This is a genomic window from Hydrogenophaga sp. Root209 (assembly GCF_001428625.1).
GTDB lineage: Bacteria > Pseudomonadota > Gammaproteobacteria > Burkholderiales > Burkholderiaceae_C > Hydrogenophaga.
Window position 1 is genome coordinate 52,937 of record NZ_LMIE01000002.1, and the last position, 13,557, is coordinate 66,493.

Genomic DNA, 13,557 nt, shown 5'->3' on the forward strand with positions numbered 1-13,557 from the left:
GGCGCATGACGGAGGATGACGACAAGAAGGCCGGGCATGGTGCGGCGCTGGCGCGCAAGGCGCTGGAGCGGCTGCTGGCACGAGCGGAGAACGCCGCCTCAAAGGGGCCGGCGCAGACGGACCGCGCCGGTAGGTCCGTGACGCTCCCCCTGTCCGAGAAATCCTTTCCCGAGTACCTGCGCCTACATCGTCATGCCGATAAGGCCGTGTGCAACGCCAACCTCCAACTGGCCGAGCGGGATGGTGCGATCAGTATTGAATGGGACAGCCGGGCGGGTGAGCGAGCGCATGTCCAGCGCATCGTGTTGTGCGACGGGGCTAGATTAGCCGAGCACCTGGGTATCGAGCCGCGCTGGGACGTGGTGGCGCAGGCTGAGCGCCAGTTCGAACTTCACGTCACCGAGCACCCGGTACTAACGCATGTGCTCGAAGCCTGGCGCAAGGGCAATTTGGTTCGCGGAACTCGGCCTGGCGATGTGGCTTCATGGCTCGACGCCATCCGGGTGATGGAGTCTTGCGCGCCTAGGGGCGGCGATGACATCGCCATTCGAAGGCTGAGCGCTAGTCTGTTTCGCGACAGCAAGCGCATTGAGGCAATCTGGCCCGCGCTCGACGCCCTGGTGCAGGGCGACGCCACCATGGTGCAAAGCGAAATGGAGGATCTGTTCTCCGAACTTGGACTGGTCAAGTTTCCGCCGACTCTGCTTGTCGCCGGTAACGCAGCAGTGATGTACGGAAATGAAACCGTTAGGGCATCGCGGCCATATGTCGGCTTTGCGCCTTCAGTCCTTCGCTCGGTACAAATCGATCCAGGTTTCGGCCAGCGGCTGTTGACAGTCGAGAATCTGACCACGTTCCACGAAATGGCCGGGCAACGGCCGGACGATGCCATCGTCATCTACACGGGCGGCATGCCGAGTCCATCGTGGAAGCGAGCCTATGCCGTGTTTCTGAAGGCGCTTGCGCCGACCGCGACCCTCCATCACTGGGGCGACATCGACTTGGGCGGATTCCGCATTGCGTCGCACATCGCTAAGTGCTGCGAACAAGAAGGGCGTTCGCTCCGTTTGCATGGCATGCGCGCTGATGCCGTGCTACCTGGCACCGTTACCCAGCGTGAATTGGCACCCTCTGCACGGCGCGAGATTCTCAGGGTCTGTGAACGCTGGGGGTGGGGTGAAGAAGCTGCAGCGCTCGGGGCGCTCGCGGTCGAGCAGGAAGCGATGGAGCCATGCTGGCCCGAGTGATCACGGCAGCGGCGCAAGTACCTGTCGATCTATTGAGACTGTCCGAAGGTTTGCAGCTCGCGTGCGTGGGATCCTGCCACTCCGACACGCTCATGACCGTGGCCGTTGGCAACAACCCGTCAACCATGAACGTCTCAGATCAGCCCCAGAAACGGTCATGAAGCCGGTGAGCCCGAAAGGTTGCTCCTGGCCGATGGAGCGGAAGTTGATAGCCATGGCTGCGTGCCATCACCGGACAAACAGAAGCCCGCTTGAGCGGGCTTCTGTTGCTTATCTGCTACGCGCTGCGTAGCGGATCGATGTTTTTGGCGTCCGATTGGCGTCTGTCGTCGTAAGTTGTTGATTCTCTTTGTATTAATTCGATCTTGTAGTGATCAGAGACTTCGCCATATCCGACAGAATCACCTTGCGGTGCAGCAAGTCATCAGGCTGCACTGAGGTCGACGCCCGTACGCTGCAATTGGGCCCGTCGATTGAGCTCCTGGCATTTCGCCGTAGGAGTATTCCTCCAGGTGCTGAACTGAAGCTCATGGGGAATGGCACATCTCTTTCGAAAGCACTGAAGGCGATGCCAAGTGACACTGCATGGGCTTACCGTACTTCCGGCTCGACAGGGGCGTTGCGAGTTCAGGCAGGCCGGCCCTCTGACGTGGATGACATCGTGCAGCAACAGTTCTTGATGGATATTCGAAAGCGACTTGAGCAGGAAGGTATTCCGAGATCATCGGCCCAGGCATTGACGGGTGCCGCGGGTGAACTCATTGACAACATTGGCCAGCACGCAGGCACTCGATGTGAGGCGTTGGCGGCCTTTGACATCACCCCCGGAAATCTTTGGCTGGCTGTTGGTGATTCGGGTGTTGGCGCGCTGGCGACGTACCGCGCCATGCCAGAGGTGCAGTCGGCCCGTCAAGCATTGGAGGTGGCCGTCGTTGAGCATCGTTCTTCTACTGGCGATCCGGCCCGCGGTCTTGGCTTTCGGCAGGTGCTTGGTGCATTGCGCTCCATGGATGCAGCGCTCAGGGTTAGAAGCGGTGACGCGAGCCTTGAAATCGAGGGCATTGGTGGTTCAGGGAACTGGGTGTCACGGGAACAGCAACAGCTGTGCGGCTTCGTTGTCAGTGCTCATGTCCGATGGGGTGCTCAGCGGTCTTAGATCGAGGGGTCGCTGAGCTGGAATCGAAATCACTGATCGACAGGTGTGATATCGGCGTTGCGCAGCCATGGCCAGGCTTTTGAATAGCCCACCAATCGGGGCTGCTGCATCGCCCCCACGTGGTGCATACCGCAAGGGGCCTGTGGGATTCGGGACAGCGACATGGCGATGCATGGCTCGAAAATAGGGCGTCGCGTCGAGCCAGACGACTTGGTCAAACACGGCTTCAAGTCGCTTGGCGATTTGCATCGAACCACGCAGCACGAGTGACAATGGCCGCTCAACCCGTTGGGCCAGTGTGGTGAGGCGATCGACATAGCGTTCGCTATCGTCGACGAGCTTCGCGCCAGTGAGAAATTCGAAGGCTATTGACGTGACTTCAGGATGATCGATGATGAACTGCGTCCATCGGTCGAAGTCGTGGCTTGTTCTGCCATTGACATGCAGCGCGGTGGGAAGTCCTGCTTCGTTCATTACGTACCACATCCAAGCGATGCGCTTCATCGCATGGAGGTTGTCATGCCGTGGAGCATCTGCGTACAAGCTGAAGTTGGGTGACGTGGCGAAGACGACGCCGGCCTCCCGCAAGCTCTTGAACACCTCACGATGCTTCGGGAGCCGCCATGCACGCTCTACGTAACGATCGTCCTCAATACCCGTGACGATCCAACCTCTTTGGGGTAGCACGCCGTGGTCGCGCACCAGTTCATCTCGCGTCTTCGCGCGCTGCTGGAGCCCCCGACCGGTAATGGCCCTGGACAGTGGGATGGCAGCGTAGTCGGGTAGTTCGATGGGCCGCCGGCGAGAGACTCGGCCCTCGATCAACGTGACGCAGCCAGCGTGCGCCGGTTGAGTATTAAATTCCCTGCGTGGTATGTCATTGAGCTGAAACCCGCGGACTTCATGCACCCGCCTTGCAAACCTGGTCGGTGCCTTCGGGCAGACCATGTCGCACGCGCTTGGGTCAGCGCAATGGCACAAGTCCATGCAGGTGAGCATGGCGGACCCGTTGGGCAGATGTAGTCCGCCGCATGCTTGGCGGTCCAGGCATGAGCCGCAACCCAGGAGCGCCGTTGGTGAATCGACGTCTTTCAGAAGCCAGACGCCGCTATGTGCTTCCTGGGGCAGCATGGATCAGAGCTCCGCTTCAATGTCGACGATGCCGAGATCGTCAAAGCACTCATACACGCGGCCAGCCAAGATGCCGTTATGTGTGTCGAGCGCTCTCAACAGGTCACTGGCGGGGCGGTCGATGCCGCCGACCAGGCTGACGTCCTGTGAGATGACGACGTTGCCGTCACTCAAGCGGCGGATGAGAACTTCGCTTCCATTGCAAAGGCTTGCCGCACCTTGCAGAGAGGACCGGAACACTCGATATGGGCGCTTTGGCTCGTCGGCGAAGAGGTCATCTGTTTTCCGCAGCATCTGAAGGTTCCATGCTTTTTTGTGCGGTTGGCGCTTGTTGCGCAGAAAATCAACTCCCATACGTGAGACCCCCTATGACAGGTGAATAGAACTTGCGTTTGCCGGCTTTGCGCTCACGCAGCAGGCCCATCGATTGCAATGTCACCAAGCGGTTGTTCCATGCGGTCACAACACCAGGTTCGTTCGAGAGTTGACAGACGGTCTGCGCATCTGCCTCGCCAGCTTGGATGACGAGTTGAAGGGTGCGGGCGACCTTGGGATCGAGCGGGCCGCGCAGTTCGGCCTGAGAGAGTTCGTCGACAGAGTACTTTGCGCTGATGTATGGGGTGCGCACGGCCTCCGCGACCAGATCTGCTTCTTCCTTATTTGTCTCGGAGAGGTTGGCCAGCACGACTGCGGCTCGCTCGCATTGAGGATGACGGCGAATGCCCTGCAGGAGATGTCGAAGGGCGCTACCTCCCAGGACTTCCACCGCATGAAAGTCAAGGACAACGGGCGTGTCTGGGACGTGCTTCGCAAGCTCATCGGCAAGGCAGGTCAGAGCGCGTTCGCCACCGGATACACCAGTGAGGACTGGCTTTGCTGCTAGCGCGCCGACATCAAGCGTGTTCATTTCATTCATTCATGTGAGTGAATGAAATATACATCATCGGCGAGGTATGTCAAGTAGCAGCAATGCTCAGCAAACAGGGGCGTAGCCGATGAGCGCGTGAGGCGGTTGACGCCCATGCATGCAGAGGCTTTCGCTCTGCCATGAGGCTCGATCCATCCGTATCGGTAGGAAATCGATCCCGGGTGCAGCACCTGCTCGGGCAGTTAATCGGCCGCGATACGCGTCTCCATTCGCGGTCGGCCTGACCATGCGTCTACACGCAGCCCTCGGTGGCGTCATAGACCAGCTTGTAGGGTAGGTTTGCGGCTTCACGCGTGGCGCGCGCGAAGTGCTTGTTGCAAGTCGCAGCATCGTGGAGCGAAGCCGGGCGAATGAGTTGCCGCTGCGGCCCGCGATGGCTCCATGGTTGGCTCCATGGAGCATTGCCAGCGCAACGCCGTGCCGCGGCCTGCGCAGTGCTGCAACCGCTTGAGGACTCATGATCGACAACATGTGATCGCGCTGCGCCAAGATGGTGCGCAGTGAGATTTGGCGTGTAGAACGGGGGGCAATTGCAGGCTTGAGCGGATTCAAGCGCTTGGCTTCGGTGTCGAAACAAGGGAGGCCTTCGTCGCCACCACCGCCGCTCGCCTGCAATCGTCGCTGCCTCAGGGCGAGGCGCACCAGTTGGTCACTCAGTTCCTCCAGGCTCACGCAGCCATGGGCGAGGGCTACCGCAAGGGTTTTGCGGCCTTCCCGGCGGCTGGTTTTGATGCCGCCGTGGGCGATGGGGCCGTCAAAGGCATGGACCGCGCGCCCTCCGAGCTCCTTGACAAGGCCGTTGGCGAGATCGCCGCACGCTCCACAGCATCGGCTGCTGCCGCGTCCAAGGACAGCCAGCGCGCGAGCGCGCTGAGCCTGGGCCTGATGCTGATCGCCACGCTCGCGGGCATCGGCGCGGCCGTGCTCATCGGCCGAAGCATCACGCGGCCGATCAATCAGGCCCTTCGCGTGGCCCAGACAGTCGCGGCCGGCGATTTGAGTTCGACCATTCATGTCACGAGCACCGACGAGACTGGCGAACTGCTGCAGGCTCTCAAGGCCATGAACGAGAGCCTGGCTGATGTGGTGGCCCAGGTGCGCCAAGGCAGCGAGAGCGTGGCCACCGCCAGTTCGCAGATTTCTCAGGGCAACCATGAGCTTAGCCAGCGCACCGAGGAGCAGGCCAGTTCCTTGCAGGAAACCGCTGCATCCATGGAGCAGCTCGGCACCACGGTCACGCGGAACGCCGACAATGCCCGTCAGGCCAACCTGCTCGCGCAGGAAGCCCGTCGCGTGGCCACCGAGGGCGGCCGGGCGGTGTCGGACGTGGTGCTGACCATGAAGGGCATCAACGAGAGCAGCCGCCGCATCGGCGACATCATCGGCACCATCGACGGCATCGCTTTTCAGACCAACATCCTCGCCCTCAACGCCGCCGTCCAGGCGGCGAGGGCAGGCGAGCAGGGCCGAGGCTTTGCGGTGGTGGCCGCAGAGGTGCGCAACCTGGCGCAACGCAGCGCGCAGGCGGCAAAGGAAATCAAACTCCTGATCAATGCCAGCGTGCAACAGGTGGAACAAGGCACGGCGTTGGTCGACCAAGCCGGCGCGACGATGCAGAAGACCGTGAGTTCCATCGGGCGTGTCACCGACATCGTGGGCGAAATCAGCGCGGCCAGCACCGAGCAGAGCTCCGGCGTGGCTCAGGTGGGACAGGCAGTGAGCCAGATCGACCAGGTCACACAGCAGAACGCTGCATTGGTTGAGGAATCGGCGGCCGCGGCAGCGAGCCTGAAGCACCAGGCGCAGCAACTGGTGCAGGCGGTGGCCGTCTTCAAGCTGGCCTGAACCCGGCACCTGGGCTCAGCGCGCTACCGATGGGCAGGCGCGTGAGCAAACCAACGAAAAACCGGCAAGAAGGCACCCAGCTTGGCGGTTTTCATCCGGGCTTTCGCCTCACAATGAGGCATGGAAAAGACCTTCCTCCAGCGTTCGACCTCGCTATCGGGGCGGGGCGTGGTCTTGAGTGAGAAGTCATACCTATTCCCGCGTGGCGATGTGGGCAGATGGGCGCCGCTAGAATGGTTTTCATGGCCACCCAGAACCCCAAAAAACCCGAAAACCCGACGGCGCCACCCAGCGTCAGCAACGACGAGTCGGTGGTGCTCGAACGGCGCGCCCAGCGCACCCAGCCACCCCAGATGTTTCAGGTGGTCTTGCTCAACGACGATTTCACGCCCATGGAGTTCGTGGTGCACGTCATTCAGGAGTTTTTCAGCAAGGACCGTGAAACGGCCACCCAGATCATGCTCAAGATCCATCTGGAGGGAAAAGGCATTTGCGGCGTGTATTCGCGTGACGTGGCCAGCACCAAGGTGGATCAGGTTCTTCAGGCCGCACGGGCTGCCGGACACCCGCTTCAATGCATGAGCGAGCCAGTTGAATAAAGCACAACGCTCCCCATCTGCCCCTTGATTCATTTCATTTTGTTTTTCAGACGTTTGCTTCTCCGTTCACCCAAGCCCAAAGGACGTGCCCAATGATTGCCCAGGAACTTGAAGTCAGCTTGCATATGGCCTTTGTCGAGGCCCGGCAGCAGCGGCACGAATTCATCACGGTCGAGCACCTGCTGCTTGCGCTGCTGGACAACCCCAGCGCCGCCGAAGTGTTGCGCGCCTGCTCAGCCAACATCGACGACCTCCGCAAGTCCTTGACGAATTTCATCAAGGACAACACCCCACAGGTGGCCGGCACCGACGAGGTGGACACGCAGCCCACGCTGGGTTTCCAGCGTGTGATCCAGCGCGCCATCATGCATGTGCAGTCCACCGGCAACGGCAAAAAGGAAGTCACCGGCGCCAACGTGCTGGTGGCCATCTTCGGCGAGAAGGACTCGCACGCCGTGTACTACCTCCACCAGCAGGGCGTGACCCGCCTGGACGTGGTGAACTTCATCGCCCACGGCATCCGCAAGAGCGACCCTCCCGAGCCAACGAAGTCGGGTGAGAGCGCGGCCGAGAACGAAGAGGCTGGTGAAGCCAAGAGCAATGAAAAGGCCTCGCCGCTGGAGCAGTTCACCCAGAACCTCAACCAGATGGCCAAGGACGGCAAGATCGATCCGCTCATCGGGCGCGAGTACGAAGTCGAACGCGTGATCCAGATCCTGTGCCGCCGCCGCAAAAACAACCCGCTGCTGGTGGGTGAAGCCGGTGTGGGCAAGACCGCGATCGCCGAGGGCCTGGCCTGGCGCATCACGCAGGGCGACGTGCCCGAGATCCTGGCCGATTCAAGTGTGTTCTCGCTCGACATGGGCGCCTTGCTGGCCGGCACCAAGTACCGCGGCGATTTCGAACAGCGTCTCAAAGGCGTGCTCAAGTCGCTCAAGGACCGGCCCAACGCGATCCTGTTCATTGACGAGATTCACACCTTGATCGGTGCGGGCGCTGCCTCCGGCGGCACGCTGGACGCGTCCAACCTGCTCAAGCCAGCGCTCTCCAGCGGTCAGCTCAAGTGCATCGGCGCAACCACCTTCACCGAGTACCGCGGCATCTTCGAAAAAGACGCGGCCCTCAGCCGCCGCTTCCAGAAGGTGGACGTGGTCGAGCCGACCGTGCAGGAAACGGTGGACATCCTCAAAGGCCTGAAGTCGCGCTTTGAAGAGCACCACGGTGTGAAGTACGCCGTGGCTGCCCTGCAGGCCGCGGCCGAATTGAGTGCCAAGTACATCAACGACCGCCACTTGCCCGACAAGGCGATCGACGTGATCGACGAGGCGGGCGCCGCCCAGCGCATCCTGCCGGTGTCCAAGCGCAAGAAAACCATCAGCAAGACCGAGGTCGAGGAAATCGTGGCGAAGATCGCGCGCATTCCCCCGGCCAACGTTTCCAACGACGACCGCAGCAAGCTGCAGACGCTGGAGCGCGATCTCAAGAGTGTGGTGTTCGGCCAGGACAAGGCGCTGGAGATCCTCGCCTCGTCTGTCAAGATGGCACGCTCCGGCCTGGGCAAGAGCGACAAGCCGATCGGGGCCTTCCTGTTCAGCGGCCCCACGGGTGTGGGCAAGACCGAAGCCGCCAAGCAGCTGGCCTACATCATGGGCATCGACTTGATCCGCTTCGACATGTCGGAGTACATGGAGCGCCATGCGGTGAGCCGCCTGATCGGTGCGCCTCCCGGCTACGTGGGCTTTGACCAGGGTGGTCTGCTGACCGAGGCCGTGACCAAGAAGCCGCATTGCGTGCTGTTGCTCGACGAGATCGAGAAGGCGCATCCGGACATCTTCAACGTGCTGTTGCAGGTGATGGACCACGGCACGTTGACCGACAACAACGGACGCAAGGCCGACTTCCGCAACGTCATCGTGATCATGACGACGAACGCGGGCGCCGAGACCATGAACAAGGCGACCATCGGCTTCACCAACCCGCGCGAGGCGGGCGACGAGATGGCCGACATCAAGCGCCTGTTCACGCCCGAGTTCCGCAACCGCCTGGACGCCACCGTGAGCTTCAAGGCGCTGGACGAGAACGTCATCATGCGAGTGGTCGACAAGTTTCTGCTGCAGCTGGAAACGCAACTCAGCGAGAAGAAGGTCGAGGTCACGTTCACCGATGCCCTGCGCAAGCACCTGGCCAAGAAGGGTTTCGACCCGCTGATGGGTGCGCGTCCGATGCAGCGCCTGATTCAGGACACGATCCGTCGCGCCCTGGCCGACGAACTGCTGTTCGGTCGCCTGACCGAAGGTGGCCGTCTGACGGTGGACATCGAGACCAAGAAGGACGAAGCCGGCAAAGAGGTGCAGGAAGTCCTGCTGGACATCCAGCCGCTGTCGAAGAAGGAAGGCAAGGCCAAGCCCGAAGAAGCCACGGCGGGTTGAGTCAGCTCGTCCCCCAGCAAAAAGGCCCGGTGATCCCGGGCCTTTTTGTTGGGTCGCAACGCGGCTCAGGGTGCCGCGAGGTAAGCGGCGCGAATGGCCTCGATGCGCTTGCGGTTCACGCCGAAGTCTTCCCGTCCCAGCCGGCTGGCGCTGCGCAGCTCGACCACGCCGCTGGCGGGGTTGGCCCAGAACTCCACGTCATCGACGAACTTGAGCCAGCGCGTTTGCGCCTGCGCGTAGAGATAGTCGGGGCGCTGCGCGACGATGGTCACGCCGGGCATGTCTCGCAGCACGGTTTCCAGCGCCTTGAGCGAGGCAGCAGCGCCGGCCGCCTTGAACGGCAATGGATCGATGGTGGCGTAGGCCCGCTGTGGGTGGTCGGGCACCAGTTCGGCCTGGCTGCTCACGCTGTTGCGGGTGCGCGAGGGCGGCTTGAGGCGACCGTCCTTCACACCGAGGTCTGCGGGCTGTTGACCGCTCAACAGGCCGACCTGCGCTGCCACGAGCGCCAGCACGATGGCGGCCAGGACGAGGTAGAAGGCGAATTTCATCGTGGTGACGCCGATCAGCGTTTGCCGCCCAGCAGCCCACCCAGCACGCCGCGCAGGATCTGCCGGCCCAGGCCGCTGGCCACCGTGCGCGCCGCCGTCTTGGCCATCGTCTGCACCAGGCCGTCGTACTGGCCGCCGCGTGGACCGGTGCGGCCGAACAGGGCTTCATTGACCATGCCGCCAAAGCCCCCGCCGGCGGCTTCGGGTTCCTGCTTCGCGGCGCCAGGAATGCGGGGTGCCCTGGGCGCGTCCTTGGTGGCTTCGGGCTCGGCTTCCACCCCGCGCCTGCCCGCATGGTTGGCGAACATCTCGTAGGCGCTTTCTCGGTCAAGCAGTTTTTCGTAGACACCGGCAACCAGCGAGTCCTGGCGCAGCTGCTGGCGCTGTGCATCGGTGATCGGGCCGAGCTGGCTGCCTGGCGGGATGACGAACACTCGCTCGGTCTCGCTGGGCCGGCCCTTGGCGTCGAGCAGGCTCACCAGCGCCTCGCCCACGGCCAGTTCTGTGATCGCGGCCTCGATGTCCAGCCCGGCTTTGGGGCGCATGGTCTGCGCGGTGGACTTCACCGCCTTCTGGTCGCGAGGTGTGAAGGCGCGCAGCGCGTGCTGCACCCGGTTGCCGAGCTGACCCAGCACGCTGTCGGGGATGTCCAGTGGGTTCTGGGTCACGAAATACACCCCCACGCCCTTGGAGCGCACCAGGCGCACCACCAGTTCGATGCGCTCGATCAGCACCTTGGGTGCCTCGTTGAACAACAGGTGGGCCTCGTCGAAGAAGAACACCAGCTTGGGCTTGTCGGGGTCGCCGATCTCGGGCAGGGTCTCGAACAGCTCGGAGAGCATCCACAGCAGGAAGGTGGCGTACAGGCGCGGCGCGTTCATCAGCTTGTCGGCTGCCAGAATGTTGATCACACCCTTGCCGTCCACCGTCTGCATGAAGTCGCTGATGTCGAGCATGGGCTCGCCAAAGAATTTGTCGCCGCCTTGCTGCTCGACCTGCATCAGTCCACGCTGAATGGCGCCGATGCTGGCCGCGCTGATGTTGCCGTACTCGGTGGTGAACTGCTTGGCGTTGTCGCCAATGTGCTGCAGCATGGCCCGCAGGTCTTTCATGTCCAGCAGCAGCAGGCCGTTGTCGTCGGCGATCTTGAACACCAGGTTGAGCACGCCGGCCTGGGTGTCGTTGAGGTTGAGCATGCGGGCGAGCAGCAGCGGGCCCATGTCGCTGACCGTGGCGCGCACCGGGTGGCCGAGTTCGCCGAACACGTCCCACAGCGTCGTGGGGCAAGCCTGCGAGGCGGGCAGGGTGATGCCGCGGTCCTGCAGCACCTTGCTGATCTTCTCGCCGAAGCTGCCCTTCTGGCTGATCCCGGAGAGGTCGCCCTTGACGTCGGCCATGAACACCGGCACGCCGATGTTGGAGAACTGCTCGGCCAGCGTTTGCAGCGTCACCGTCTTGCCGGTGCCTGTGGCGCCGGTGATCAGACCGTGGCGGTTGGCCAGTCCCGGCAGCAGCTGGCAGGTGGTGTTGGCGTTCTGGGCGATCAGCATCGGTTCGGCCATGGCGGAGGTTCCTTGTGTGCGGGTTCGGAGCAGGGCGGGTGAAAACGTAAAATCGCAGGCTTATTAGATCAAAGCCAGAACGGGCAAAAGGACAATTTCGTGGCCGGACACAGCAAATGGGCAAACATTCAGCACCGCAAGGGCCGCCAGGACGAAAAGCGCGGAAAGATCTGGACCCGCGTGATCCGTGAGATCACCGTGGCCGCGCGCCAGGGTGGCGGGGACCCCGCCATGAACCCGCGCCTTCGCCTGGCCATTGACAAGGCCAAGGCCGCCAACATGCCGGCCGACCGCATCAAGTACAACGTGGAAAAGGCTTCCGGCACGCTCGAAGGCGTGAGCCTGGAAGAGATCCGCTACGAGGGCTACGGCATCGGCGGCGCGGCGGTGATCATCGACACCATGACCGACAACAAGGTCCGTACCGTCGCCGAAGTGCGCCACGCCTTCAGCAAACACGGCGGCAACCTGGGCACCGACGGCTCAGTGGCGTTCCAGTTCAAGCACTGCGGACAACTCGTGTTCGCGCCCGGCACCTCCGAAGACCATGTGATGGAAGTGGCGCTGGAGGCCGGCGCCGACGACGTGATCACAGACGCGGACGGCGCCATCGAGGTGCTGACCTCGCCGACCGAATTTGAAGCCGTGAAAGACGCCCTGGAGGCTGCCGGTCTCAAGCCCGAGATTGCCGAGGTGACGATGCGCGCCGAGAACACGGTGGTGCTGACCGGCGACGATGCCGTGCGCATGCAAAAGCTGCTGGACGTCCTTGAAGATCTGGACGACGTGCAAGGCGTCTTCCACAACGCTGAAATTCACGAATGAAAGTCCTCGTCATTGGCGGCGGTGGCCGCGAACACGCGCTGGCCTGGAAACTCAAGCGCGACGAGGGCGTGAGCCAGGTCTTCGTGGCCCCCGGCAACGCCGGTACGGCGCGCGACCCGGGCCTCATCAACCTCGACATCACCGACAAGATTGCGCTGCGCGAATGGGCACAGGCGCAAGAGGTGGCGCTCACCGTGGTGGGCCCCGAGGCGCCGCTGGCAGCCGGCGTTGTGGACGAGTTCCGTGCGAACGGCCTGTCCATCTTCGGTCCCACCAAGGCCGCCGCACAGTTGGAAAGTTCCAAGGCGTTTTCCAAGGCGTTCATGCAGCGCCACGGCATTCCGACTGCGAAGTACCAGGCCTTCACCGACCCGGTTCTGGCGCACGCCTATGTGGATGCCGAGGGTGCGCCCATCGTCGTCAAGGCCGACGGCCTGGCGGCCGGCAAGGGCGTGGTGGTGGCCATGACCGCGGCCGAAGCGCACGAAGCCATCGACTTCATGCTGCTGGACAACAAGTTGGGCGTGGCGCACAACGAAGGTGGCGCGCGAGTCGTCATTGAAGAATTCCTCGAAGGAGAGGAGGCCAGCTTCATCGTGCTGTGCGACGGCGAACACGCTCTCGCCCTGGCGACCAGCCAGGATCACAAACGCCTGATGGACGCCGACCAGGGCCCCAACACCGGCGGCATGGGCGCGTATTCTCCCGCGCCGGTGGTCACGCCCGCGGTGCACGAGCGCGCAATGAACGAGGTGATCTTGCCGACGCTGCGTGGCATGGCCGCCGACGGCATTCCGTACACCGGCTTTCTGTACGCGGGCCTGATGATCACGCCCGATGGACAGGTCAAGACGCTGGAGTTCAACTGCCGCATGGGCGACCCGGAAACCCAGCCGATCATGATGCGTCTCAAGAGCAACCTCACCCAGGTGCTGCTCTCGGCCACGCGAGCCGAGCTGGACCGCGTCACACTCGATTGGGATTCGCGCGTGGCGCTCGGTGTGGTGCTGGCCGCCGCTGGCTACCCACTGAGCCCGCGCAAGGGCGATGCGATCACCGGCCTGCCGGCCGATGCCGCTGACCGCATGGTGTTTCATGCCGGCACAGCGACGGTCGGCGAAGAGGTACAGGTCTCAGGTGGGCGCGTGCTGTGCGTGACGGCCTTGGCCGACACGGTTGCTCTCGCACAACAGGGCGCCTACGAGGTAGTGAATGGCATCCATTTCGACGGCATGCAATGCCGCCGCGACATCGGATACCGTGCGTTGTGAATCCGGCTCGCTT

General features: G+C 62.7%; 12 protein-coding genes. 7 read left to right on the forward strand and 5 right to left on the reverse strand.

All coding sequences use genetic code 11. The features are described from left to right. Positions 1–5: 5 nt before the first annotated feature. A complete protein-coding gene (locus ASE11_RS02985) occupies positions 6–1,247 on the forward strand; it encodes a Wadjet anti-phage system protein JetD domain-containing protein (RefSeq protein WP_056265841.1) in 1,242 nt (413 codons plus the stop codon). 649 nt (positions 1,248–1,896) lie between these two features. Beyond that, positions 1,897–2,403 carry a hypothetical protein gene (locus ASE11_RS25685; protein WP_156406213.1) on the forward strand — a complete coding sequence of 169 codons (507 nt, stop codon included), beginning with the start codon at positions 1,897–1,899 and terminating at the stop codon, positions 2,401–2,403. On the opposite strand, the gene ASE11_RS02990 is transcribed toward ASE11_RS25685, so the two are convergent. From ASE11_RS02990 to ASE11_RS25690, 3 genes are read right to left on the reverse strand one after another with little or no spacing between them, the layout of a single operon-like run. Further along, positions 2,332–3,534, reverse strand: coding sequence for a DUF4417 domain-containing protein (locus tag ASE11_RS02990; RefSeq protein WP_082585481.1), 1,203 nt, complete (start codon positions 3,532–3,534; stop codon positions 2,332–2,334). The two genes, ASE11_RS25685 and ASE11_RS02990, sit on opposite strands and share 72 nt — an antisense overlap. 3 nt (positions 3,535–3,537) lie before the next feature. Continuing rightward, positions 3,538–3,888 carry a hypothetical protein gene (locus tag ASE11_RS02995; protein ID WP_156406214.1) on the reverse strand — a complete coding sequence of 117 codons (351 nt, stop codon included), beginning with the start codon at positions 3,886–3,888 and terminating at the stop codon, positions 3,538–3,540. Continuing rightward, positions 3,878–4,450 (reverse strand): hypothetical protein, encoded by a 573-nt coding sequence (locus ASE11_RS25690; RefSeq protein WP_162258019.1) that lies wholly within the window; start codon positions 4,448–4,450, stop codon positions 3,878–3,880. Before ASE11_RS25690 ends, ASE11_RS02995 begins: the two co-directional genes overlap by 11 nt. A 657-nt stretch (positions 4,451–5,107) precedes the next feature. Here ASE11_RS25690 and ASE11_RS03005 point away from each other — a divergent pair. The 3 genes from ASE11_RS03005 (at position 5,108) to clpA (ending at position 9,335) form a co-directional block, all read left to right on the forward strand. Continuing rightward, positions 5,108–6,307 carry a methyl-accepting chemotaxis protein gene (locus ASE11_RS03005; protein WP_321166256.1) on the forward strand — a complete coding sequence of 400 codons (1,200 nt, stop codon included), beginning with the start codon at positions 5,108–5,110 and terminating at the stop codon, positions 6,305–6,307. A 233-nt stretch (positions 6,308–6,540) separates the two neighbouring features. After that, positions 6,541–6,906, forward strand: coding sequence for an ATP-dependent Clp protease adapter ClpS (clpS, locus tag ASE11_RS03010; protein ID WP_082585483.1), 366 nt, complete (start codon positions 6,541–6,543; stop codon positions 6,904–6,906). Between the two features lie 92 nt (positions 6,907–6,998). Continuing rightward, positions 6,999–9,335: an ATP-dependent Clp protease ATP-binding subunit ClpA gene (gene clpA / locus ASE11_RS03015; protein WP_056265857.1), complete on the forward strand. Its 2,337-nt coding sequence runs from the start codon at positions 6,999–7,001 to the stop codon at positions 9,333–9,335. 65 nt (positions 9,336–9,400) lie between these two features. Here clpA and ASE11_RS03020 read toward each other — a convergent pair whose 3' ends face one another. Both ASE11_RS03020 and ASE11_RS03025 read right to left on the reverse strand, forming a co-directional pair. Then, positions 9,401–9,886 (reverse strand): DUF1499 domain-containing protein, encoded by a 486-nt coding sequence (locus tag ASE11_RS03020; protein WP_056265861.1) that lies wholly within the window; start codon positions 9,884–9,886, stop codon positions 9,401–9,403. Positions 9,887–9,900: 14 nt separating this feature from the next. After that, the gene (locus ASE11_RS03025; RefSeq protein WP_056265865.1) at positions 9,901–11,448 is read right to left on the reverse strand and encodes a helicase HerA-like C-terminal domain-containing protein; all 1,548 of its coding nucleotides are present in this window, start codon (positions 11,446–11,448) and stop codon (positions 9,901–9,903) included. Between the two features lie 99 nt (positions 11,449–11,547). Here ASE11_RS03025 and ASE11_RS03030 point away from each other — a divergent pair, with 99 nt between their 5' ends. Further along, positions 11,548–12,273, forward strand: coding sequence for a YebC/PmpR family DNA-binding transcriptional regulator (locus ASE11_RS03030; protein WP_056265868.1), 726 nt, complete (start codon positions 11,548–11,550; stop codon positions 12,271–12,273). Continuing rightward, positions 12,270–13,544 carry a phosphoribosylamine--glycine ligase gene (purD, locus tag ASE11_RS03035; RefSeq protein WP_056265870.1) on the forward strand — a complete coding sequence of 425 codons (1,275 nt, stop codon included), beginning with the start codon at positions 12,270–12,272 and terminating at the stop codon, positions 13,542–13,544. Before ASE11_RS03030 ends, purD begins: the two co-directional genes overlap by 4 nt. Positions 13,545–13,557 lie beyond the last annotated feature (13 nt).